The sequence below is a fragment of the Streptomyces flavidovirens DSM 40150 genome (assembly GCF_000429085.1).
GTDB lineage: Bacteria > Actinomycetota > Actinomycetes > Streptomycetales > Streptomycetaceae > Streptomyces > Streptomyces flavidovirens.
On the sequence record NZ_AUBE01000021.1, the window covers coordinates 101,164 to 124,519 of the forward strand.

Sequence of the window (23,356 nt, forward strand, 5' to 3'; positions counted from 1 at the left end):
CATGGCCCTCGACGTGACGCTGCGCGAGGTCCGGCCGGACGACCTCGACCTGTTCTTCACCCACTTCCAGGACCCCGAGGCGAAGCGCATGGCGGCCTTCGGGCCGGCCGGTCCGGTGGACCGGGCCAGGTTCGACGCGCACTGGAAGCGCAACATCGCCGAGTACGTCGTACGGACCGTGCTCGCCGACGGCGAGGCCGTGGGCAGCGTCTGTGTGTACGGAGAGCCGGGCGACCTCCAGGTGACGTACTGGATCGGCCGCGCCCACTGGGGCCGGGGCGTGGCCACCGCCGCTCTGCGCGCGCTGCTCGAACTCGTCGCGGAGCGGCCGCTGTCCGCCCGCGCCGCCGCGGACAACACCGGGTCGCTCAGGGTGCTGGAGAAGTGCGGGTTCACTGTGACGGGGCGCGAGCGGGGGTTCGCGCACGCTCGCGGGGCGGAGATCGACGAGCTGGTCCTCACCCTCACCGGCTGAGGGCTCTCCCCCGGACGGGGGAGACGGTTCACCTCTGCGTGGGAGGTGCGGCGGCCCTCCGTCCGGGAGTGTGGGTGCCATGGCAGAGACCACGCTCGCTTCCACGTCCCCGGGCCTTCACCCGGCCCCCGTCGGCCGGCTGCGCGCCGTACTGCGCGCCGCCGCCGTCATCTCCTGCGTCCCGTACGTCGCGCTCAAGATCGCCTGGATCGCCGGCAGCCGCGTCGGCATCCCCGACGGCAGCGTGCTCCTCGACCACCCCGGCGTGATGGCCGTCGCCAACAGCGCCACGGTCCTGATGGACGCGGCCGTCGTCGTACTGGCCCTGCTGCTCACGCAGGACTGGGGCCGGCGCGTCCCCGCGTGGCTGCTCGCGCTGCCCATGTGGGTGGCGACGGGGCTGCTGACCCCGATCGTGGCCGGGTTTCCGCTCCAGGTGCTGGCGAAGGTGTTCACCGGTGGGCGGAGTGCACCGGCGGGCAGTGAACGGTTCCTCGCCGAATGGGTCTTCGGCGTCGTCTACACCGGTTTCATCGTCCAGGGCCTCGCGCTGGGCGCTCTCTTCGCGCTGTACGCGCGCGATCGCTGGGGCCACCTGTGGCGGGGCGCGGTGGGGGAACTGCCCGGCTCCGCCGTCGGGCCCCGGCTGAGGGCGGCCGGCGTGGCCGCGTCCGTGCTCGCGGCGCTCTGCGCCGTGCCGCATGTGATGTGGGCCGCCGGTTCGACGACGGGGCTGAGCCAGGGCTGGGCCGACGGGCGCGCGGCGGACTTCCGTCTCCTCGAAGGGACGTATGTCGTGTTCGCGGCCCTCACCGTGACCGGTGTCCTGACGCTCGCGCTGCGGCGCGGTCGTGGGGTGACTCTGCGGACGGCGCTGGCGCTTGCCTGGGTGGGCTCGGCGGCGCTCGGCTGCTGGGGCGGCTGGCTGCTCGTCGCCTCGGCGATGCCCGCAGCCGACGGCGCGGGCCGGGCGACCACGCTGATGCTGCTGACCTACTGTGTGCAGTTGACCGCCGGTCTCGTCGCCCTGGCCGCGGGCGCCGGCTTCCTGCGGCGGCTCGGGCAGGGCGGTCAGGCAGCGGGCGGTCAGGCGGGCGGACGGGCGGAGAGCCGGGCAAACGGCCGGGCACGGCAACAGATACGGGGACGCGCGGCGTGAAGCGGCTGTTCGGTGCGCGGGCCCGGCTGCGCTGGATCCATCTGATCCTCGGCGGCGCCCTGTCGATGCCGTACTTCCTCCTCGGCAGCGTCTTCGTCGGCCCGTTCATCGGCAACCAGAACGTCTTCACCTCGGCCGCCCTGCAGTTCGGCGCCTTCGGCGTCGCGTTGCCGATCGCCGCCCTCACCGCGTTCTTCCCCCTCGTGAGGCCCTTGTCGGTGGGCGCGGTACGGGCGCTCTGCGGGGTGCCCCGCGGGCGGCTGGCCGACGGGCCCGCCGGGTCCGGGCCGGCGCGGGTGCGGACCGCGGCCTGGTTCACGCTGCATCTCGGGCTCGGTGGCGTCATCAGCGGTATGACGCTCGCGGTGCCGCCGTTCGCGGTGACACTGATCGTCCTGCCGCTGCTGACGTGGCTGCGCGACACCCCGCTCGGGTTGCCCGAGGTCTTCGACCACACATGGGCGCTGGCGCTCGCCCCGGTCGCGGGGGTTGCCATGCTGGTGGCGCTGGCGGCGTGCGCGGCACTGGCCGGGGCTCTGCTGGCCCGCTGCGCGCCGGTGCTGCTCGGCCCGACACCGGCCGACCGGCTGGCGGCGGCGGAGCGGCGGGCCGCGGATCTCGCCGTACGCAACCGGCTGGCCCGCGAGCTGCACGACTCGGTGGGGCACGCGCTGAGTGCGGTCACCCTTCAGGCGGGGGCGGCGCGCAGGGTGCTGGACAGCGATGTGGAGTTCGTACGGGAGGCACTGACGGCCATCGAGGAGACGACGCGGCGCACGGTGGGCGAACTGGACACGGTCCTGGGTCTGTTGCGCCAGGGAGATGATGCGGGCGGCGACCTGCCGGGGCTCACACTCGACGTACTGGACGATCTGCTGGCCAGCAGCGGCGTGGAGGTGGCGTACACGCAGGACGGCGATCCGGCCGCCCGGGCCCCCGAAGCGGTGTCCCGCGAGGCGTACCGCATCGTTCAGGAAGGGCTCAGCAACGCCCTTCGGCACGGCGGCGCCGCACCGGTGTCGCTCCGGATCGCCCTGCGCGGCGAGGAGTTGGAGATCGTGATGGAGAACCCGCTGCCCGACAGGGCCCCGGTGGTACGGCCCGGCGGCGGCCGGGGTCTGCGGGGCACAGCCGAACGGGCCAACCTGCTCGGCGGCCACGCCGAAGCCGGTCCGCACGGCGACAGGTGGCGGCTCACGGTCCGCCTTCCGGTCGGTGGCGACACCGGAGACGGGCGATGAGCGCGCCGCCGGTCAGGGTCGTGCTCGCCGACGACGAGCGCATGGTCCGCACCGCGCTGCGCGTCATCCTCGACGCCGAGCCCGGCCTGGAGGTCGTGGGTGAGGCGGCGACCGGCGCCCAGGCCGTGTCGGTGGTGCGTGAGCTGCGGCCCGACGTGGTGCTGATGGACGTACGCATGCCGGAGATCGACGGAATCCGGGCCACGGAGCAGATCCTCAGTGGTATGGAGACGCCCCCGCGTATCGTCGTCGTCACCACCTTCGAGAACGACTCCTATGTGTACGAGGCGCTGCGCGTCGGCGCCGCGGGCTTCCTGCTCAAGCGCGCGGCCGCCGAGGACCTGGTCCAGGCGGTGCGGCTGGTCGCGCGCAGCGACTGCCTTCTCTTCCCGTCCGCGGTGCGCGCTCTGGCCGCCGAGCACGCCAGGCGGCAGCCCGCCCCGCCGCCCCCGTGGGCGGCGCGGCTGACCGAGCGGGAGGCGGAGGTGCTGCGGCTGATGGCGACGGGCCTGACGAACGCGGAGATAGCGGACCGGCTGCGGGTGGGCTCGGCGACCGCGAAGAGCCATGTGGCGGCGGTGCTGGCGAAGACGGACGTGCGGGACCGTACACAGGCGGTGATCGCGGCGTACGAGTCGGGCTTCATCACGCCGCGCTGAGCGGGCCGGGACGAGGATTCAGAGAGGAAGCTTCAGATGAGGATTCTCTGAGAAGCGTGGCACAGGGGAACGCGACCGGCCGCCGCGTTCGTCTCCCGTACGGGATGAACAAAACGATCAGGCACGCTGCGGTCTTCTGCCTGCTGATGGTGCTCGCCCTGCTGGTGCGGGTCACCTGGGTGCAGGCATACCAGGGCCGGGCCCTCGCAGACGACAAGCACAACCGGCGGAACGTCATCGCGCAGTACGCGCAGCCGCTCGGGAACATCATCGTGGCCGGTTCGCCGGTCACCGGATCGAAGAAGACGGAGGGGAGCGATCTTGAGTACAAGCGGACCTACACGGACGGTGAGCTCTATTCGGCCGTCACCGGCTACAGCTCACAGGCGTACGGAGCCACTCAGCTCGAAGGCATCTACAGCGGCGTCCTCGACGGGACCGACAGTCGGCTGAAGAACCCGGCCGACATCGTCATGGGCAAGCAGAGCGCCCCCGGCGACGTCGTGACGACCATCGACCCCGCCGTGCAGAAGGCGGCGTACGAGGCACTGGGCGACAAGAAGGGCGCCGCGGTCGCGATCGACCCGAAGAGCGGGCAGATCCTGGGCCTGGTCTCCACACCTTCGTACGATCCGTCAAAGATCAGCGGCACGACGGACGGCGACGCCTGGCAGGCGCTGACCGGCGACAAGGACAAGCCGATGGTCAACCGGGCGCTGCGGCAGCCGCTGCCGCCGGGCTCGACGTTCAAGCTGGTGGTCGCCGCGGCGGCGCTGGAGGACGGACGCTACGGGTCGGTCGACGAGCGGACGGACAGCCCGAACCCGTACACGCTGCCCGGCACGCGGACGGTCCTCAGGAACGAGAACGCGTCCGCGCCCTGCGAGGACGCGACACTGCGCACCGCGCTGAAGTACTCCTGCAACAACGTTTTCGGCAGGCTGGCCGTCGACCTCGGCCAGGACAAGGTCAAGGCGATGGCGGAGAAGTTCGGCTTCAACACCGAGAAGCTCGATGTGCCGGTGCGTGCCTCGCAGAGCGTGTACCCGTCCGGCATGGACAAGGCGCAGACGGCCCTGACGGGTATCGGCCAATTCGATGTGACGGCCACCCCGCTCCAGATGGCGATGGTCTCGGCGGCCCTGGCCAACGGCGGCGAGCTCGCGTCGCCGCACATGGTCTCGAAGGTGACGGACGCCGGTGGCGACACCCTGGAAGACCTCGCGGACCGCGGTGACGCGGGCGGCGAGCGGGTCGTCTCGTCCTCCACCGCCGAGCAGTTGCGGAGCGCGATGGTCACGGTCGTCGAGGAGGGCACGGGGACGAACGCGCGGATCGGCGGCGTCGAGGTGGGCGGCAAGACGGGCACCGCGCAGCACGGCGTGGCCAACAGCAAGACGCCGTTCGCCTGGTTCACGTCGTACGCGAAGGACAAGTCGACGGGCAAGGAGGTGGCGGTCGCGGTCGTCGTCGAGGACTCGGGCGCGGCGCGCTCGGAGGTCAGCGGCAACGGCCTGGCGGCGCCCATCGCCGAGAAGACGATGCGGGCGGCCCTCGGCCGCTGAGGCGGGTGCCGGGCCGCTCGGAAGGAGCGGCCCGGCACCTTTGGAGGGCCGGCGACTACTGCCCCGCCCACCGCTTGACGGTCGCCTCGGCCTTCGCCCGCTCGGCGGGCGTCAGCTTGGAGATGAGCGCACCGTGGTTGGTGTCCGGCGCGACGTAGAGGTGCGAGTCGTGCTTGCTGGGCTTGAACTGCTCGGCGCTCCACGGGTCGTTCTGCCCGTACACGAACATCATCCGCTCGCCGCGGGTCGCCACCCAGCGGTCGACGTCCTTGATGACGCGGCCGTTGTACGAGGTGCGCATGTCGGCGGGCAGCACCGAATTGGGCTGGTAGATGTCCGGGTAGTCGCGGACATCGCGCAGGTGCTTGAACTTCAGGTCCGCCCAGCCGAGCTGGGAGGCCGCCTGCCGGTAGTACGGGCCGCTGCCCTCGGCCCCGTTGCCCTGGTCCGCGTAGATGCTCAGACCGTGGTCGAGCGACCATTTGTACAGCTCGTCGTCGGTCGCCTTCCTGGCGTCGGGGACGGCCGGGCAGTCGGTGTACGTACCGCTCTGCCAGAAGTTCCACACCTGGTCGAGCACCGAGAACTCGAAGGCGCGGTCGGCCGAGCCGAGGTACTCGAAGGTGAGGCCCTGCTCCCTGGATGTGGCCTCGAAGCGCGGCAGCATCGCCTCGCGCCGCACCAGCATTTCACGCTGTACGGCGTCCAGAGCGCTGCGGCACTCGGGTGTGCCGACCGTCTGGAAGAACCGCTCGTAGACGCTGTCGTCGCGGTTGTCCGCGTCGTTCGGGGCGACGTACGCGACGACGGCGTCCAGGTCGCCGGGGTAGAAGCGCTCGTGGTAGACCTGCGTCATTCCGCCCTTGCTCGCGCCGGTGCCGAGCCACTTCGCCCGGTAGATGCTCTTGAGAGCCTGGACGATCGCGTGCTCGTCGCTCGCCTGCTGCCAGACGTTCAGGTCGTCCCAGTCGACGTCGGCGGGGCGCGAGGTGTTGAAGTAGCGGTGCTCCACGCTGACCTGGTTCGCGCCGAGCAGCGTGGTGATCTCGCGGGTGCCCGAGGAGAGCCCGTATCCGCCGGTGTAGTGCACGACCGGCGCCGTCTCGGTCTTGTGCCAGAGCGTGAATCTCTGCTGGAAGGTGGCGCTGTCGGGGTCGCGGTGGTCGACGGGCTGAGTCAGCGTCAGGGTGTAGAAGGGGAATCCGCCCTTGTCGGCCACCGAAACGACCGTCAGGCCAGGGATGCGCTCCAGCTTTTCGCGGATGTCACCCGCTGCGGACGCGTCGGAAAGGGCGCCGGTCTCGCCACGGACCGGTTCGGCGGCGAGTGCGGGTGAAGAAGCCAGCAGGCCGGTTGCCGTTATGAGGCCGGCACAGAGCAGAGAAGGCAGAGCCTTGGTGCGCACGCTGTAGTCCCCTCGGTCGGAGGTGATGCGATGGATGCGACGGGCCGCATGGTATGCGCTTTCGTACTGTGATCGGCCTCACTCCGGATCATTGGATTTCATGTCAACCGGATAAGCGGCTGCGGGCGTATGCCTGGTGAGACCGAAGAGATCCAGGAGTGGTTGTTGACCGTCGAGGAGTTTGAAGAGTTCTACGCGCATACGGCGTCCCGCCTCATCGGGCAGCTGTATGTGATGCTCGGCGATCTGCACGAGGCTCAGGACGTCGTACAGGAGGCCTTCGTCCGGGGCTGGAGCCGGCGGCGTCAGCTCGACGGCGGCGGCGAACCCGAGGCATGGATCCGCACCGTGGCCTGGCGGCTGGCGGTGAGCAGGTGGCGGGTGCACCGCCGCGCCGCGGACGCCTGGCAGCGGCGAGGCAGCCCGCCGGCCGATCCGGGACCGGGGCCCGAACACGTCGCGCTCGTGTCGGCGCTGCGCGAACTGCCGCCCAGACAGCGGCGCACGGTGACGCTGCACTACCTGTGCGACCTGACGGTCGTCCAGATCGCCGCCGAGACCGGCCTGTCCACCGGCACCGTCAAGACGGACCTGGCCCGGGGCCGGGCAGCTCTCTCCCACCTTCTGCAGGACCCGCGCGCTGAGGAGGCCTACGGTGCCTGAGCCCCACGACTCTTTGAGGAACGCGTTCAAGGACGCGGCCGAGGCCGGACAGGCCCGCGCGCGGCCCGTGCCCGCCTCGGTGATCTCCGAGCGCGGCAGCCGACGCCACCGGCGGCGCCTTGCCGTGGTGGCGGCCACAGCGTGCCTGGCCTTCGCCGGCACGGGCGCCGCGGCGGTGACGGCGCTGCTGCCGGGCAGCGACCCGGACACCGGCGTCCCCGCTTCCACCCCGTCCGGCTTTCCGTCCGTACTGCCGTCCTCCTCGCCCCTCCCTTCCTTCTCGTCGTCTCCTACGCGCACCACTCCCCCGGCGTCCTCGCCGCCGCCCGGACTGGCGACCGGGTCACCGACGGGGACACCGCCAAGCAGCCCGCCGAGTACGGCGCCGGAGCAGCCGCTGAACAGCTCGCCACCCCCCACGGGCTGACCCGCACGAAGCCCTGCCGACCACCTCCCCCTGCCCGCCACATCGCCGGGGGCCGATCCCGCATGCCTCGATCGCGGGCCCGGCCGCCCTGCCCGATGTCCGCACCAGGAGTACGACCATGGCCACCGCGACCCCGATGCGGCCCCCCGCACAGCCCGCCCGTACTCCCCCCGTGCCGGGTAGCACCACAGCCACCGGCCCCGGCACCTCCGGGCGCCGGGGCGGGTTCGGTCGCCGGCTCGGTCGTCGGCTCGGTCGTCGGCTCGGGCTCGGGCTCGGGCTCGACGACCGGAACGTCCTGCTGCTGTACGTGCTCACCCGTGCCGGCATCTGGACCACCGCCTACTGCACGCGGTGGCTGTTCGCCGGAGACCGCAAGGCCCGCGACGTACCGCCCGCACTGTCCTCGTGGGGCCAGTGGGACTGGTGGCACTACCTGCACATAGCGCGGGAAGGTTACTTCCCCGGCGGTGCCGGCCCCTGGACGGACGACTGGGACAACAGGGAGGCCTTCTTCCCCGGCTTCCCTCTCGTCCTGCGCGCCGTGCACGTCGTGATCCCCGACTGGACCGTCGCCGGCCTGCTGATCTCCTTCGTATCCGGGGCCGTCGCCGTCCTGGCCCTCGCCCGTATCGCCCGCCTCCACCTGCCCGCCGCCAGCGGCCCGCCCGCCGCCGGCGGCGCCCTTGGGCAGCGCGCCGTGCTCTTCTTCCTGCTCTCGCCGTGCGCGGTGTTCCTGGCCGCCGGCTACACCGAGTCGCTCTTCCTCGCCCTCGCCCTGCCCGCCTGGCTCGCCGCCCGGCGCCGCAACTGGCCGCTCGCGGGCATCCTGGCCTGCCTGGCCACCGGCGTCCGGGTCAGCGGACTCTTCCTCGCGGCGGCGATCGCGGTCCACTTCCTCGTCGCCACAGACCTCCGCAAGCAGTGGTGTTCGCTTCCGTGGATCGCGCTCCCGGCGCTGCCCGCAGGCCTCTATACGTGGTTCCTGCACGCGCACACCGGCGACTGGATGGCCTGGAACCACGCCCAGGAACGCGGCTGGTACCGGAACTTCCACGCCCCCTGGGAGGCGTGGCAGCACACCTGGAAGGCCGCCTTCGCGCACACCCAGTCCACCGGTTACGCCGTCATGTTCCAGGCCGAGCTCGTCACCATGGCCGTCGGACTGCTCCTGCTCGGCGTGCTGCTGAGAGGGCGCAGGTGGCCGGAGGCCGTGTACATCGGGCTCAGCCTGTGGGCCCTCGGCACGTCGTACTGGTACACGTCCATTCCGCGCGCCACGCTCCTGTGGTGGCCGATGTGGGTGCTGCTCGCCGCGTGGAGCCTGCGCCGTCCCTGGGTGAAGAGCGCGTACGTGTGCGTGGTCGCGCCCCTGTCGACCATCCTCGCCGTCACCTTCCTGTCGGGACGCTGGGCAGGCTGACAGCCGGCAGGACAGCGTCCGGGACCGACCGTGAAGCGCGCCGCGCGAGCGACGCCGCCCAGGCCGTCGCCGCGACGCCGAGCGCTCCGACTCCGGCCCCGACCCACGCGACCGAGGTGTAGCCGAAGCCCGCGTCGATGGCCATGCCGCCCAGCATGGGCGTGAGGGTGATGCCCACGTTGAAGGCCGAGGTGCTGACGGCCGGAACCAGCGTCGGGGCGTCCGGCGCGATCGTGAACACCCGTGACTGGAGCACGGGGTTGGTGACGTATCCGGCCACGCCGAGGACGAGGACCAGTACGACGGTGAGGGCCAGGTTCGGCGCGGCGAGCGCCACCGCCGCCGAGGCGAGGGTGAGGGCGCCGATGCCGAGGTAGAGGGTGCGGAGCGGGGCGCGGTCGGCCACGCGCCCGCCGATCGTCATCCCGATCAGCCCGCCCACTCCGTACAGCGACAGGACAGCCGGCACCCAGCCCTCGGGCAGCCCGCTCACGTCGGTCAGCAGCGGGGCCAGGTAGCTGAAGGTGACGATGGCGGCGCCGAAGGCCAGTACGGTCACGGCGAAGGAGACCCACAGCTCGGGACGCGCCAAACCCTTCAACTCGCGCCGGACGGACGGCACTTCGCGGTCGGCCGCGTGACCGCCCGACAGCACGGCCCGGATCGCCACCAGGCTCACGGCGGTGAAGGCCGCCACGCCCCAGAAGGCCGCGCGCCAGCCGACGTGCTGGCTCATCAGTGTCCCGGCCGGTACGCCGACGATCGTGGCCAGCGTCAGCCCGGTGGCGACGACGGAGAGCGCCCTGCCCTTGGCCGTCGCGGGCACCAGACTGACCGCGGCCGCGGCGGCCACGCTCCAGAAACCGGCGTACGCGACCGCTGTGACGATGCGGCTGGCGAACACCACGGCGTACTCCGGCACCAGGGCCGCGACCACGTGCCCGGCGATGAAGACGGCCTGGAACGCGACGAGCGCGCTGCGGCGCGGGACGCGCAGGGTGAGCACGCTCATCAGGGGCGCGCCGACGACCATGCCGATGGCGAAGGCGGAGATGAGCAGTCCCGCGTCGGGGATGGAGACGCCGAGGTCGTCGGCCATGGTGGGCAGCAGACCGGAGAGCATGAACTCCGAGGTCCCCTGGGCGAATATGCCCAGGCCGAGTATGTAAACGGCGATTGGCATGAGTCGGTGCTCCGCTCGGGTAAGTGGGTCGGCATGTTGTTTTGTACTGGGCGTTTCAAAATGAGCCCATGGGAAGTCCAGGCACGCGGTGGCGCGCCATGGATCACAGAGGGCCGGAGATGCCCGCCCTCAGAGGGCGGCGAGGGCGGCGTCCGCGGTCATCTCCAGCACGGACCGCTGCCGGGTGACGCGCGCCGAGACCTTGAGGCCGGCGATGGTCGCGATGACGAAGTGCGCGAGCGCGGTGGGATCCTTGTCGCGGGCGATGTCGCCGTCCCGCTGCCCGGACTCGATCGCGGCACGGATCACCGCGAGGCGCAGCCGGTAGTCGCGGGTCAGGTCGCCCGCGATCCCGTGGTCGCGGGCCGCCACCTCGACGGCCGTATTGACGACGAGGCAGCCACGGCCCGAGGCGGCGCCCTCCGTACCCGCGACACCTTCACGGCCTTCGGATCCTTCGGGTCCGCGCCCGAACTCCTCGTCGATCACCCGCTGAAACTGCGTGCGGATCTTCTGCCGGACCGGGAGATCACTCTCCATCAGCTCGGTCAGTTCGGCGCTCTTGTACTCCATGTACCGGGCGAGCGCCCGCTCGAAGAGGTCGTGCTTGCTCTTGAAGGTGTTGTAAATGCTGCTGCGCCCCAGGCCGGTGGCCTCGCACAGGTCCTGGGTGGACGTCGCCTCGTAGCCGGCGGTCCAGAACGCCTCCATCGCGGCGTCGACCGCCCGCTCCTCGTCGAACTTCCTCGGCCGGGCCATGACATGAACGTTAACACGTTTTGGAACGCCCGGTCTATTACTCCGCCGACCAGGCCGGGTCACGTCCCGCGCGCCCGACGACCCGGTCGAGGAGCGGCGCGCCCTCCGGTACCTCGACGGGGGTCCCGAAGATCCCGTCACCGTCCGCGGTGTCATCCGCCGGCTCCAGCAGCTCGTACGACGACTGAAGGCTCGGCGTCAACGGTGTACGCCTGGCCGGTGGAACGGGCCAGATCCCACCCGTGCACGACGATCTCGTTGAGGGCGACTCGTCCCGCGACCGCGCCGGTCAGCGTGACACCGCCCGCCTGCGTCGTGCCCTGCCAGGCATCGGGGCTGCGCCAGGCCGCGGCGAGCTCGTCGAGCTGCCGCGGGAGGCGGGTGCGCCAGTCGTCGACGAGTACGGGCAGGGCGGCGCCGGGGTCTGTGCCGGTCGTCGGTCCCAGCTCCTTCTTCGCCGCGTCGCGGAAGGCCGCGGTGAGGTCGACGAGGTGGGCCAGGAGGTGGTGCACGGCGTACTTCTCGCACGGGGTGGGGCCGGAGAGCCGGTCGTCCGTGACGCCGTCGAGCAGTTGGGCGACCTGGCGGGTGGCCGGTTCGAAGTCGAGCATGCGGGACGTGGGGTCCTCGGCGGTCATGGCGCTGCCTCCGGTGAGCGGACGGTGCCTGCGCAGTAGTGACCCCCGGACGGACTGGAACTCATCGGTGAGCGCAGAAGTCCGCCCTCGTCAGGAACGCGAGCCGCGCCCGCTTCTCCGGCAGGAAGACCTCCGGAAGGTCGACCTCCGGCATCACGATCTCCGGCCCGATGCTGAACCCTGTCCGCTCCAACCGCGCCACCGCCTTGTCGTTGAGCGCGTCCGGCTCCGCCACGATGCGCTCGTTGCGCGGGTCCGCGAATACGAAGCCGATCAGCACGGCCAGCAGGTTCGCGGTGAAACCGTGCTCCGGAGCCGCCCCGCCGGTGGGGCCTATCAGGATGTGCACCCCGAAGTCCCCCGGCCGGGCGTCGTAGCACTCGCTGACACGGTCGGCCTCGGGATCGTACGTCTGGAACAGTGCGACCGGGTCACCGTCCCGCAGCGCCAGGTACCCGTGGTGCGTGGTGAGGGAGTTCAGGTGCGCGTAGGTCTCCTCGACCTGTTCGCGCGTCGCGTCGCCCATGCCCCAGAACCGGGCCCGCTCCTCGGTGACCCACCCGTGCAGCAGCCCCGCGTCGCCTGCCGGGTCCACGGGGACGAGGCGCACCGTACCGAAGCCCTCGATCTTCTGCTCGTACACGGGCTCTTCGAACACGGGCTCTGTGGTCGCGGTCATCGGGACTCCTTCGTCAGGCGGTTCCAGTCGGTGGTCACGGGCACGAGTTCGCCCCGCAGCCACAGCGGCAGTTGATCGTGGTGGTGGGCGTCGCCGGGGACACCGGACGCACCGAGCGGCACCACCCAGAGGCTGTCCTCGCGCCGCGCGAGGTCCCAGACGTAACGGGCGGCCGGCCCGCGCGCGCAGCGGTCGGTGACACCGGGGACGCTCGACGTGGAGAGCACGCAGTCGTGGTCCCCAGCCACCCCCGGCCACCCGCCGGGCGGGGCGGACGGCAGCGCCTGCCACGGCGCGAGGCGGTGTACGTCGCCCCAGGGCACCGGCGCCGGGTCCGTGGCGGCGACCGCCTCGACGGCCGCCGCGACGATGCCGGGCCTGTCGATGCCGGGCAGCAGCTCCGTGGTCAGCAGGGTCTCCAGCGCGAAAGCGACCCGCGAGGTGAGCGCCAGCCAGGGCAGGAAGACGCCGGGATACGCCGGGTCCGCCACCGGCTCGGTCAGCGCGGCCAGGTCCGGGTGGGCCGCGATCCGCCGCACCACCTCCGTCCGTACGGCGGCGTACACCGTGGCGTCGGTGCTGCCGGCCTCCATCCGGCGGTCCCAGCGCAGCAGCCGCTCCCGCAGCCGCGCGCCCGGCGCGCTGAGCCCGCCGAGCCCGGCGATGAACTCCAGCAGCGGCCGGGCGGACGCGAGATACGTGTCGGTGTGGACGCCCGCCATCTCGCCGGCGGTCCACGTCTGCGACCCGCCGAGCAACTGCCCGATGCGGTCCGCCCGGTACGGCGGTGCGAACTCGACGCCGAGCGGTGCGGCCAGGCCCCGCTGGTTCGCCATCACCGCGACGCCGTCGACATCGGCGCGGGGCAGCGGCCGGTCCGCACCGCGCCACGCGTACGCCGCCTCCCAGGCGGGTACGACGCGCAGCCCGTTGTCCCGGTGGCGCAGCGGGACCCGGCCCGCGACCCGGTGCAGCAGCCCGCCCTCGGTGTCGGCGGCCTGGACGACGTTGACGGGCTCGACCCACCGCTCGAACGCCCGGTCCACGTCCGCGACGGTACGCGCCCTGAGCAGCGCGGGCAGCGCGGCGAAGCCGAGGTCCTCGTACACCCGCGTCGGGCAGCGCAGACTGACCGTCACGGCTTCACCGGGGCCGCCGATGATGACGGGCCCCCGCTCGGTCTCGACGACCTCGGTCTCGACGGGGTCGCCGCCCGCCACCTCGACGGTCTCGGTGTGGACGGTGGCGGGACGCCAGCCGTCGGGGCCGAGCGCCTCGATCCCGGCGCCGTCGGGGCCGCGTCGCAGCCGCTCGCGGTAGAGGTCCTGGTAGTCGGCCATGGCGTTGGTGATCGCCCACGCCACGGTGGAGGTGTGGCCGAAGTGGGCGATGCCGGGGATGCCGGGGACGGCTAGGCCGACGACGTCGAACTCGGGGCAGGCGAGGCGTACCTGCTGGTAGATCCCCGGGTCTTCGATGAACCGGTGCGGGTCGCCCGCGATCAGCGGCGAACCGGTGGCGGTGTGCTCGCCGGTGACGAGCCAGCCGTTGCTGCCGGAGGTGCCGGGGCCGTCGGTGGCGAACAGGGTGATCGCCTCGTCGCCGAGCCTGCGGGCGACCTCCTCGCGCCACAGCTTGGTGGGGAAGCCGGCGAAGAGGATGTGCGTGGACAGCCAGATCCCGAGCGGCGTCCACGGCTCCCACGTCCCCGGGGCCAGCCCGGTGGCGGCGAACTCCGGCGCGCGCCGGGCTCCCTGTGCCAGCCCGGCGTTGACCCCGTCGACGTAACACGTGATCCAGGCGGCGGTGTCCGCGTCGAGGGCGCGGAAGCAGCGCCGGGCGGTGTCGTCCAGCCGGGACCGGCGGGCGAAGACGTCCCAGCCGACGGCGTCGGCGCCGAGGAAGGCGGCTGTGGTGCCCTGCGAGCGGTGCCGCTCGACCTCGATCTGCCAGGCGCGGTCGGTGGCGGCGTTGCGGCCCTGCGCGAAGGCGAGTTCGTGTGCGTTGCCGGCGCGGAGATGGGGGATACCCCAGGCGTCCCGGAAGACCTCGGTGCTCACGTTGTTTCCCCATCTGGATTCCGCCACGGTTTTAGGTAAGGCTGACCTAACCTAGTGGACGGACGGGTCCGGGATCCAACCGGGGGCAGGTGCCCGCTCACGGCCGCAGGGCAGCGCGCACGAGCCTGAGGTCGGCGTCGGACGCCAGCCCCGCGTGGTACAGGCGCACTTCGGTGGCGCCGAGCCTGGCGGCACGGGCCGCGTCCACGGCGAGGGTGCCGGGGCTGCCGCCCATGCCGGAGACGACACCGAAGTTGGCGGCGATCACAGTCCCGGCGCCGGGGCGGCGGTGCTCCGCGAAGGGCGCGAGCAGCTCGGGGCCACTCGCGCACGGCACCACCACACCGTCCGCGACTGTGAGGATGTGCCGGGGATCGACACCCGCGTTGGCCCCGCAGTGGTACGCCGACGGATCGGCGTGCAGCAGCACCTGGAAGCCCGGCGGCGCGGCGGCCCGTACCGCCTCGACGGCCGATTCCTGGAGCGTACGGGCGGCCCATGTGCGCCACGCGAGCGTCGCGGCGGCGAGTTCGGCGCCGATGAGTTTGCCGACGGCCGGCCATCCGTCGCCGGTGGAGGACCCGTGTGCCCAGGCGGGCTCCAGAGCGCGCCGCACCGCCGCCCTCAGCTCTCCGGGGTCCAGCCCGAGATCCACGTATCCGGCGCCGCAGTCCGGACAGAAGCAGAGCGACATCAGGTACTGCGCCGCGTCGCCGAGCCCCACCCCCGCGATCTTGTCGTGCGCGTGGAGATGGGCCAGGCCGTACCAGCCGCAGGACTCCAGCTCGGTGCCGCGCGCGCCGGGACGTACGGCCGCCTCGGCCGCGAGGTCGGTGAGGTAGGCGCGGACCACCGGCTGGGCGATGCAGGGCGCCCACGGGTACCGGTCGCCGTAGGCGTTGACGACGCAGAGGTCCGGACGGTCGGCGCCGAGGCGGGAGTTGTGGGCGAGAACGACCCAGGAGTGGACGTCGAGCCCGGCGGCCGTGAGCGCTTCGGCCGCCTCGCCGTACGGGTCGGCGGCCGGCGCCCAGTCCCCGGCGGCGTACGGCCGCAGGCTCCGCCCCGACCAGCGGTCCTCGTCGACGGGGTAGAGCACGGCGGCATGTCCGGCGGTGACGATGCGGTGGTGGGGGTGGCGCGGGGTGAGGGCGCGGGTCGAGTGGTAGGCGGAGGCGAGGGTGACCTGCTGGACGCCGAGGTCAGCGATGCGGGCGGCGGCGTCCGGGTCCCCGACGACGTCCCACGGGTAGAGGAAAGCGGCGGCCTTCACGCGCGCTCACCGCCGATCAGGGCCCGGCCGCGCTCGATCAGCTCGGCCAGCGTCTTGACGTGCACGGGGTCGGGTTCGCTGAGCGGCGGCCGTACTTCGCCGACGTCCAGGCCGGCGAGACGTACCCCTGCCTTGACGAGCGATACGGCGTATCCGCGGCCGAGGTTGCGCAGTTCGACGAGCGGGGCGTAGAAGCCGTCGAGCAGGCGGTTGACGGTGTCGTCGTCGCCGGAGTTCAGGGCCCGGTGGAAGGCGAGCGCGATGTCGGGGGCGAAACAGAAGACGGCGGAGGAGTAGAGGGTGACGCCGATGCCCCGGTAGGCGAGGGCGGTGAGTTCGGCGGTGGGCAGGCCGTTGAAATAGCGGAACGGGTGTTCGGGCGGCAGGTCGCGGCGTACGGCTCCGATGACGCGCTGCATCAGGTCGAGGTCGCCGTAACCGTCCTTGAGCCCGACGATGCCGGGCACGCGCGCGAGTCTGACGACCGTCTCGGGGGTGAAGACGGCGTTGTCGCGCTGGTAGACGATGACGTCGAGGGAGGTGGCGGCGGCCAGTTCGGTGTAGTGGCGCAGCAGTCCCTCCTGGTCGGCGACGACGAGGTACGGGGGCATGGCGAGCAGCCCGTCGGCGCCCGCTTCCTCGGCGGCCTTCGCGTACTGGACGGCGAGGCCCGTGCCGTAGCCGGCTCCGGCGACGACGGGAACGCGGCCGGCCGCCTCTTCCACGGCGGCGGCCACGCAGGTGCGGAACTCGTCCGGCGTCAGGGCGTGGAACTCGCCGGTGCCGCAGCAGGCGAAGACGGCGGCGGCGCCGGCCTCGATGCCTCCGCGTACATGGGCGCGGAAGACGTCGACGTCGAGGCCGGCGTCCGGGCCGTACGCGGTGACGGGGAAGAAGAGCAGGCCGTCGAGTCGGCCGGCGAGCGGGGCTGAGGTCACGGGCGCTCCCTGGGCGTGCACCATCGTACGTGCACAACTGTGATCTGCGTCTATATCCCTGAACGGCGTCACGCTAAGGCAGCCGCCTGGGGCCGGTCAAGACGAGAAACGCAAGTGCGGGCCCGGATCGCACGCCTCCGCGCGACACTTGACGGGGTCGCCGCCACTCCTTAGCGTGTCCACGCATGTGAATCCGGTCCACGAATGCGTCCGTGGACCGGCTGTGCTTTGCGGCCCGTGCCGACCACCGCGTCACCGCGTACCGCGCCCCGAGGAGATCCGCCGATGCCCGTACCCCGCACCGTCCTGCTGACCGGCGCCGCCGGAGGCCTCGGCACCCTGATGCGCGGCCTCCTTCCGGCGTACGGCTACGAACTGCGCCTCTTCGACGTCACCCCCATCGAGGGCGAGCCGGACGCGATCACCGCCGACCTGGCGGACAAGCAAGCGCTGCGCGAGGCCGTGCGCGGGGTCGACGCGGTCATCCATCTCGCGGGCATCTCACTGGAGGCACCCTTCGAGAAGATCATGCGCTCCAACATCGAGGGGACGTACAACCTCTACGAGGCGGCCCACGAGGAGGGCGTCGGCCGGATCGTCTTCGCCTCGTCCAACCACGCGGTGGGCTTCACCCCGGTCCCCGCCGGGGGCGCCCCGCTGATCCACGCGGCGACCCCGCACCGCCCGGACACGTTCTACGGCCTCTCCAAGGCCTTCGGTGAAGACCTGGCGCAGCTCTACTGGGATCTGCACGGCGTCGAGACCGTCTCGGTGCGGATCGGCTCCTGCTTCATGGAGCCCAGCTCGGTACGCATGCTGTCGATCTGGCTGAGCCCGGGGGACGGCGCCCGCCTTTTCCACGCGGCGCTCACCGCCGAGGACGTGGGCCACACCGTCGTCTACGGATCCTCCGCGAACACGCGCCTGTGGTGGGACCTGACGTCCGCACGCGCCATCGGGTACGAGCCGCAGGACGACTCCGAGCAGTACGCGCACAAGCTCATCGCGGAACACGGCGAACTCGACCCGGCCAACCCCGACCACTCGCACCTGGGCGGGCAGTTCTGCACCAACCCGCCCCTGTGGCCGTACTGAAAATCGCGCGCCCCTGCGGTCGGGCGGCGGGAAGCTGGTCAGGGCGCGGTGGACAGGGGCGTACAAACACGGCAACGAGCGGGCGGCGAAGAATCACCCGCGCAACGGGTGACGGGTGAGGGAACGGCAAAGGCGTGTCGGTCGTTAGCTTTGGCATGACCGCAATGACGCCCGGCTCGAACATTCCGCTTCCCACCGCCCGCGTGGCCGTGGACGTTGCCGCCCCCGTGCGGCTCGACGTTTCGGGCCTGCTGCTCACCGCCGACGGCAAGGTCCGCTCGGACGACGACTTCATCTTCTACAACCAGCCGGCCGGCCCCGGCGTCACCTACCGCTCCGACGGCGGCACCGCCCCCGACGCGATCGTGGTGGACACCTCGGCCGTCCCGCCCGGCATCGAGAAGATCGTGATCACGGCGAGCCCCGACGCCGCGGGCCAGACCTTCCAGGGCATCGAGCCCACCGCCACGGTGCGCAGCGCCGACGACGGCGCCGCCATCGCCACGTTCACCCCGCCGCAGCTCGGTTCCGAGACAGCGCTGGTGGTCGTGGAGATCTACCTGCGCAACGGCGCGTGGAAGGTACGCGCGGTCGGCCAGGGTTACGCCAACGGGCTGGCCGGCATCGCCACGGACTTCGGCGTCTCGGTGGAGGAGCCCGCCGCCCCGGCCGCTCCCGCGCCCACTCAGGCCCCCGTGGCCCCGCCCGCGCCTCCGGTGGCCGACCCGCGGGTCGCGGCCGCCCCCGCCGCCCCTGTGGCCCCGGCTGCCGCGCCCGCCGCCCCGCCTGCGGCCCCTGCCGCGAGCGGCAAGATCAACCTCGACAAGGGCCGGGTCAGCCTCCAGAAGAACCAGACGGTCTCGCTGGTCAAGGGCGGCCGCCCGCTGCTGTCCCAGGTCAAGATGGGCCTCGGCTGGGAGCCCGCGTTCCGGGGCAAGGACATCGACCTCGACGCGTCCGTCATCGCCTACGACGGGAACCGCAAGCACCTGGACAGCTGCTACTTCGGCAAGCTGTCGATCCTGAGCGGCGCGGTGAAGCACTCCGGTGACAACCTCACCGGCGAGGGAGCGGGCGACGACGAGGTGATCACCGTCGACCTCGGCCGCATCCCCCCGGAGGCGACGGGCCTGGTGTTCACGGTGAACTCCTTCACGGGGCAGAAGTTCACCGAGGTGGCGAAGGCCTACTGCCGTCTGCTGGACGCGGCGACCGGTGAGGAACTGGTCCGCTTCGACCTGACGGGCGCCGAGCCGCAGACGGGCGTGATGATGGCAAAGCTGATCAAGCAGTTCTCTGGAGAATGGGAAATGACCGCGATGGGCGACTTCGTGAAGAGTCGCACCGTTCGCGGCATGGTCAAGCCGGCAGCCCAGGCCCTCTAGCGCTCGCGCGCCGGAGGGACTAGAGCTTGGTCAGCTTGGTGAAGGGGCTCAGGATGCGGCCCTGGCGTCCGGCGAAGTCGATGAGAACGGCGGCTTCGCCTTCGACTGCGATGACCCTCCCGAGTCCGAACTGATCGTGCGAAACCCGGTCGCCCACCTCGAAAACCTCGATCGGGGGGGCGTCCGCGGCGGGGACGTTGAAGGGACTGGACGGCAGGTAACGCCGGGCTCCGGCTGACTTTGTCATTAGTTGAGAGTATGCGCCCCGCGAGGCCGCCACGCCATGCCCGTCCATGATCACTTCGCCTGGGGCCGGTCGGCGACCCTCCGTGGGCCCGGTGACGCCACCCTGCGGAAGGCCGGGCCCGCAAGGCCGCGGAACGGGTGCGGACCAGGCGTTGCGAACGGAGGGTGACCGGCCCGGTACCGGGGAAATTCACGGTACGGACCGGAATGTTCGCCAGAAACTTCCCGGTCGCTCCGCCCCCGTCACCGGGCGCGGCTGCCGCCGGTGACGACGAACACGCGTACCCGTCGCGCAAAGGACCTGTCCCGAAGCGAAATTGGCCGCACCGGGCAGGAAACCCGCACCGGGCAGGAAAAGCCCCGGACCGTGCGCCCCGCAGCCGTAGGAGAATTCCTCCGCATTCGTGAGGCAAACGCGGCAGGAAAAGGGTGCGCCGGAGGAGATCCGGGAAATCGGTGACGGGTTGACCCGCCGCTCCGGCCCCTGCACCGCATCGGTCCGAAGCCGATGACGGCAGGCGAACGGACGTTCCTCGACGCCTGGAAATCAACCGTTGCCCGTCCGCCGGAAACCCATTGCCCTGTCTCCGGAGTTCGACGGCGGCGGGCCCGGCGTGATTTTGTGAAAACAAACAGCCGGAACGCGAGGAGTTTCCCCGGAACCGCAACCACCCGGCCGCCGTACGCGTCGCAGACGGCGTCCGGGACACTGGATCACGATCACGATCACGATTTGCGTACAACCGGAGGGACCACGGCATGGCCGAGCGCGCGGAGTACCGCATCGTCTCGCTGATCGGTGAGGGCGGTACGGGCCGTGTGCATCTGGCACGGGACCCCGCCGGACGGCTGGTCGCCCTCAAGACCGTCCATGAGCACCTGGCCGCCGCACCGGGATTCCGCGAGCGCTTCCGCCGCGAGGCCGCCGCCGCTCTCCGCGTGCGCGGGCCCTTCACCGCGACGGTGCTCGACGCCGGTACGGAGGACCAGCAGCCCTGGCTGGCAGCCGAGTTCTGCGCCGGGCCGCCGCTCGTGGAGGCCATCACCACGGCGGGGCCGCTGGGCCCGGCGGACCTCGGCACGTTCGGCTCGGCGCTCGCCGTGGCCCTTGCCGCGATCCACGGCGCGGGGCCCGCCCTCCTCGACCTCAAGCCGGCCCATGTCCTGATCACTCACCGGGGCCCGAAGATCGTCGACTTCGGCACCGCCGGCCGCTCCGCCGGCCTCGACCCCGCCGGCTCCGGCTTCCCCGGCTTCGTCGCCCCGGAGGAGCTGACGCCGGGCAGCCGGGCCGGCACACCCGCCGACGTGTTCGCGCTGGGCGCGCTCCTGGCCCTGTCCAGCACGGGACGCAATCCGTTCGGGTCGGGCAGCGCCGGGCAGGTGACCGACCGGACCCTGCACTCGGCTCCCGACCTCGTCGGCGTGCCGGGAGCCGAGTGGCCCGGCTTCCTCGCCGCCTGCCTGGCGACCGCCCCCGCCGACCGGCCGAGCATGCCGGAGGCCCTCGCCTGGTGCGCGGAGCGGGCCGCCTCCGTGCCGTGGTGGGAGCAGGAGCCGGTAGCCGACCTGATCCGCGAGCACGAGGGCGACCTGGCCGAGCTCCTCGCGGTCAGCGGGGGCGACGGCGCCGCCACGGACCGGTGATGGCGAGCATGATGCCCGGCTTCTGGATGTTGGCGTAGAGCGTCTTTCCGTCGGGAGAGAAAACGACCCCGGCGAACTCGCTGAACTCCGGCTCGGCCTCGGTGCCCACATTGAGCTCGTTGCGGGCGATGGGGTACGTACGGCCGCTCTCCGTGGCGCCGAAGAGGTGCTGGCCGCCCTCGCCGTCCTCCGCGAGGACCAGGCCGCCGTACGGCGAGACGGTGATGTTGTCCGGGCCGTCGAGCTGCCCGCCCGTACCGAGCAGCACCTTGAGCGTCAGCGTGCGGCGCTTGGGGTCGTAGAACCACACCTGTCCGTCGTGCGGCTCGCCTGGGCTCTCGTCACGGGCGTACGACGAGACGATGTACGCGCCGCCGTCGGCCCACCACATGCCCTCCAGCTTGCGGGCGCGCGTGATGTCCCCGTCGTCGAACTGCTCGCGCACCGGGACCGTCCTGCCGTCCCGGTCGGGTACGTCGATCCAGTCGACGCCGTAGACCGTGCCGATGCGCGTGGCGCGCGACAGGTCGTCGACGAACCGGCCGCCGGAGTCGAAGCACTTGGTGGCCTGGAGGGTGCCCGCGTCGTCGGCGAGCTTGCGGAGCTGCCCACGGCCGTGCTTGAAGCCGTGCGGCGGGACCCAGCGGAAGAGCAGCCCGTTGGGCTCCGAGTCGTCCTCGGTGAGGTACGCGTGGCCGCGCTTGGGGTCGATGACGACGGCTTCGTGGTCGAAGCGGCCGAAGGCCTTGATGGGCTGGGGGTTCAGGTTGGCACGGCGGTCATAGGGGTCGACCTCGAAGACGTAGCCGTGGTCCTTGGTCATGCCGTTCTGGCCGGCCCGGTCGGAGTTCTCCTCGCAGGTCAGCCAGGTGCCCCAGCTGGTGCTGCCGCCCGCGCAGTTCGTGGAGGTCCCCGCGATGCCGACCCACTCGGCGACCTCGCCGCCGCGGTGCACCTCGACGACCGTGCAGCCGCCGGACGCGGCCGGGTCGTACACCAGGCCCGCCACGAGCGGAACAGGGTGCTTCCACTTGGAGCGCGCGCCCTTGAGTTCATGGTTGTTGACGAGGAGCGTCGTGCCGCGCGGGCCTTCGAAGGCGGCGGTGCCGTCGTGGTTGGACGGGGTGTACTCGCCGGTCTCCAGCCTGGTGACGCCACTGCGCGTGATGATCCGGTACGAGAACCCTGCGGGGAGGGCCAGGATGCCGTGGGGGTCCGGTACGAGCGGCCCGTAACCGGGGCCGTGCCCGCCCTTTCCGGCGGCCCCGTCGCCGCCCTCTGCCCCGGCGGCCCGGTCGTCGGCGGCGAGGGCTCCCGGAGCGGTGGACAGCGCGCCGACGCTGCCGACGAGCGCGACCGATGCGCCCGTGAACGCGGAGTGTCTGGCGAAGTCCCTGCGGGTGATCGTCATTCGTACCTCCTGAGGCCCTTGAGGGGCACGTGTTTTCGGGCCCAGGCTCGCGCGCGCGTATAAACGGGGGCTGAACAGTGCCCGTCGTACGAGAGGCCACCGTCATGCACCTGCCCCCGCACGCGCCGTCGCAGCCGCCGACCTCGCCCCCGCCCCTGCCGCCCGCCGGCCGTCGCGTCCTCGTCAGCGGCGCGTCGCGCGGTCTCGGGCGCGCCGTGGCCCACGCCTTCGCGGCGGGCGGCGACCGCGTCGCGGTCCACTACGGCTCGCGGCGCGAGGATGCCCTGCGGACCCTGGAAGGGCTCCCCGGTACGGGCCATGTGCTGGCCGGCGGCGACCTGTCCGCCCCGGCGGGCGCGGCCGCCGTCGCGGACCTGGCGGCGGAGGGGCTCGGCGGCATCGACGTCCTGGTGAACAACGCGGCCGTCAACGAGCGCCATCCCCTTGCCGAGACGCCGTACGACGAGTGGGCGGCCGTATGGCAGCGCCATGTGTCCGTCAACCTGCTCGCCACGGCCAACCTCAGCCATCTCGCGGCCCGCCGCATGATCGACCAGGGCACGGGCGGCCGGATCGTCAACATCGGCTCGCGCGGCGCGTTCCGCGGGGAGCCCGACCACCCGGCGTACGGGGCGACGAAGGCGGCGGTGCACGCGCTCGGCCAGTCACTGGCGGTGTCCCTCGCGCCGTACGGCATCGGGGTGGCGTCCGTGGCGCCGGGGTTCTTCGACACCGAGCGCGTGGCGGAGCGGCTGAGCGGGGCGCAGGGCGAGGCGATCCGGGCGCAGAGCCCGTTCGGGCGGGTGGCGACGGCGGAGGAGATCGCGGGCGCGGTGGTGTGGCTGGCGTCGCCGGGCGCGGAGTGGTCGTCGGGGGCGGTGCTGGACCTCAACGGGGCGTCGTATTTGCGTACTTGAGGGGGGTGCGGGGCGGTGCAGGGCGGTTGGGGCGCGGTGGGTGCGGGGGGCGAGTGCGGGGCGGGTGGGGCGGCGGTGGGTGCGGGGGTGCCTGCGGCGCTGTTCCCC

General features: G+C 72.1%; 21 protein-coding genes and 1 pseudogene. 12 read left to right on the plus strand and 10 right to left on the minus strand.

Annotated features, from left to right (window positions below; all coding sequences use genetic code 11):
• Nucleotide 1: 1 nt before the first annotated feature.
• The 5 genes from G412_RS0124000 to G412_RS0124020 all read left to right on the plus strand — a co-directional run bounded on the left by G412_RS0124000 (nt 2) and on the right by G412_RS0124020 (nt 5,099).
• Nucleotides 2-475 carry a GNAT family N-acetyltransferase gene (locus G412_RS0124000; RefSeq protein ID WP_028814316.1) on the plus strand — a complete coding sequence of 158 codons (474 nt, stop codon included), beginning with the start codon at nt 2-4 and terminating at the stop codon, nt 473-475.
• A gap of 79 nt (nt 476-554) precedes the next feature.
• On the plus strand, nt 555-1,634 hold the full coding sequence (locus G412_RS39275; protein ID WP_208857926.1) for a hypothetical protein: 1,080 nt from the start codon (nt 555-557) through the stop codon (nt 1,632-1,634).
• Nucleotides 1,631-2,875, plus strand: a complete 1,245-nt coding sequence (locus G412_RS39280; protein ID WP_028814317.1) for a sensor histidine kinase — start codon at nt 1,631-1,633, stop codon at nt 2,873-2,875. The genes G412_RS39275 and G412_RS39280 overlap by 4 nt, the downstream gene beginning before the upstream one ends.
• A complete protein-coding gene (locus G412_RS0124015) occupies nt 2,872-3,534 on the plus strand; it encodes a response regulator transcription factor (RefSeq protein WP_028814318.1) in 663 nt (220 codons plus the stop codon). Before G412_RS39280 ends, G412_RS0124015 begins: the two co-directional genes overlap by 4 nt.
• 104 nt (nt 3,535-3,638) lie before the next feature.
• Nucleotides 3,639-5,099, plus strand: a complete 1,461-nt coding sequence (locus G412_RS0124020; protein ID WP_028814319.1) for a penicillin-binding transpeptidase domain-containing protein — start codon at nt 3,639-3,641, stop codon at nt 5,097-5,099.
• A 55-nt stretch (nt 5,100-5,154) separates the two neighbouring features.
• On the opposite strand, the gene G412_RS0124025 is transcribed toward G412_RS0124020, so the two are convergent.
• Nucleotides 5,155-6,504: a S28 family serine protease gene (locus G412_RS0124025; RefSeq protein WP_028814320.1), complete on the minus strand. Its 1,350-nt coding sequence runs from the start codon at nt 6,502-6,504 to the stop codon at nt 5,155-5,157.
• A 165-nt stretch (nt 6,505-6,669) separates the two neighbouring features.
• On the opposite strand from G412_RS0124025, the gene G412_RS0124030 reads away from it, so the two are divergent.
• The 3 genes from G412_RS0124030 to G412_RS39285 all read left to right on the plus strand — a co-directional run bounded on the left by G412_RS0124030 (nt 6,670) and on the right by G412_RS39285 (nt 9,017).
• Nucleotides 6,670-7,167: a SigE family RNA polymerase sigma factor gene (locus tag G412_RS0124030; protein WP_028814321.1), complete on the plus strand. Its 498-nt coding sequence runs from the start codon at nt 6,670-6,672 to the stop codon at nt 7,165-7,167.
• On the plus strand, nt 7,160-7,594 hold the full coding sequence (locus tag G412_RS38440) for a hypothetical protein (protein WP_167546484.1): 435 nt from the start codon (nt 7,160-7,162) through the stop codon (nt 7,592-7,594). Before G412_RS0124030 ends, G412_RS38440 begins: the two co-directional genes overlap by 8 nt.
• Before the next feature lie 118 nt (nt 7,595-7,712).
• The gene (locus G412_RS39285) at nt 7,713-9,017 is read left to right on the plus strand and encodes a mannosyltransferase family protein (protein WP_028814322.1); all 1,305 of its coding nucleotides are present in this window, start codon (nt 7,713-7,715) and stop codon (nt 9,015-9,017) included.
• On the opposite strand, the gene G412_RS35725 is transcribed toward G412_RS39285, so the two are convergent.
• The 7 genes and pseudogenes from G412_RS35725 to G412_RS0124070 all read right to left on the minus strand — a co-directional run bounded on the left by G412_RS35725 (nt 8,986) and on the right by G412_RS0124070 (nt 16,547).
• Nucleotides 8,986-10,200, minus strand: coding sequence for a Cmx/CmrA family chloramphenicol efflux MFS transporter (locus G412_RS35725; protein WP_051338568.1), 1,215 nt, complete (start codon nt 10,198-10,200; stop codon nt 8,986-8,988). The genes G412_RS39285 and G412_RS35725 overlap by 32 nt on opposite strands.
• A gap of 129 nt (nt 10,201-10,329) precedes the next feature.
• Entirely contained in the window at nt 10,330-10,959 is a 630-nt protein-coding gene (locus tag G412_RS0124045) for a TetR/AcrR family transcriptional regulator (protein ID WP_028814323.1), read from the minus strand.
• A gap of 37 nt (nt 10,960-10,996) precedes the next feature.
• Nucleotides 10,997-11,597 (minus strand): annotated as a pseudogene (locus G412_RS35730) (TIGR03086 family metal-binding protein).
• Between the two features lie 61 nt (nt 11,598-11,658).
• Nucleotides 11,659-12,276 (minus strand): GNAT family N-acetyltransferase, encoded by a 618-nt coding sequence (locus tag G412_RS0124055; protein WP_051338569.1) that lies wholly within the window; start codon nt 12,274-12,276, stop codon nt 11,659-11,661.
• Nucleotides 12,273-14,336, minus strand: a complete 2,064-nt coding sequence (locus G412_RS0124060; RefSeq protein ID WP_028814325.1) for a penicillin acylase family protein — start codon at nt 14,334-14,336, stop codon at nt 12,273-12,275. Before G412_RS0124060 ends, G412_RS0124055 begins: the two co-directional genes overlap by 4 nt.
• A 97-nt stretch (nt 14,337-14,433) precedes the next feature.
• The gene (locus G412_RS0124065) at nt 14,434-15,609 is read right to left on the minus strand and encodes a hypothetical protein (protein ID WP_028814326.1); all 1,176 of its coding nucleotides are present in this window, start codon (nt 15,607-15,609) and stop codon (nt 14,434-14,436) included.
• Nucleotides 15,606-16,547, minus strand: a complete 942-nt coding sequence (locus tag G412_RS0124070; RefSeq protein WP_028814327.1) for a 5-dehydro-4-deoxyglucarate dehydratase — start codon at nt 16,545-16,547, stop codon at nt 15,606-15,608. Before G412_RS0124070 ends, G412_RS0124065 begins: the two co-directional genes overlap by 4 nt.
• A 285-nt stretch (nt 16,548-16,832) precedes the next feature.
• Here G412_RS0124070 and G412_RS0124075 point away from each other — a divergent pair, with 285 nt between their 5' ends.
• Both G412_RS0124075 and G412_RS0124080 read left to right on the plus strand, forming a co-directional pair.
• On the plus strand, nt 16,833-17,642 hold the full coding sequence (locus tag G412_RS0124075; protein ID WP_028814328.1) for an NAD-dependent epimerase/dehydratase family protein: 810 nt from the start codon (nt 16,833-16,835) through the stop codon (nt 17,640-17,642).
• Between the two features lie 155 nt (nt 17,643-17,797).
• Entirely contained in the window at nt 17,798-19,027 is a 1,230-nt protein-coding gene (locus tag G412_RS0124080) for a TerD family protein (protein ID WP_028814329.1), read from the plus strand.
• Between the two features lie 19 nt (nt 19,028-19,046).
• Here G412_RS0124080 and G412_RS0124085 read toward each other — a convergent pair whose 3' ends face one another.
• Nucleotides 19,047-19,274 carry a hypothetical protein gene (locus G412_RS0124085; protein ID WP_028814330.1) on the minus strand — a complete coding sequence of 76 codons (228 nt, stop codon included), beginning with the start codon at nt 19,272-19,274 and terminating at the stop codon, nt 19,047-19,049.
• 758 nt (nt 19,275-20,032) lie between these two features.
• On the opposite strand from G412_RS0124085, the gene G412_RS35735 reads away from it, so the two are divergent.
• Nucleotides 20,033-20,920, plus strand: coding sequence for a serine/threonine-protein kinase (locus G412_RS35735; protein ID WP_051338570.1), 888 nt, complete (start codon nt 20,033-20,035; stop codon nt 20,918-20,920).
• Here the strand turns inward: G412_RS35735 and G412_RS0124095 are convergent.
• A complete protein-coding gene (locus G412_RS0124095) occupies nt 20,886-22,331 on the minus strand; it encodes an alkaline phosphatase PhoX (RefSeq protein WP_028814331.1) in 1,446 nt (481 codons plus the stop codon). The genes G412_RS35735 and G412_RS0124095 overlap by 35 nt on opposite strands.
• 104 nt (nt 22,332-22,435) lie before the next feature.
• Between G412_RS0124095 and G412_RS0124100 the strand changes: the two genes are divergently transcribed.
• Nucleotides 22,436-23,248: an SDR family NAD(P)-dependent oxidoreductase gene (locus G412_RS0124100; RefSeq protein ID WP_078607315.1), complete on the plus strand. Its 813-nt coding sequence runs from the start codon at nt 22,436-22,438 to the stop codon at nt 23,246-23,248.
• The last annotated feature ends 108 nt before the right edge of the window (nt 23,249-23,356 follow it).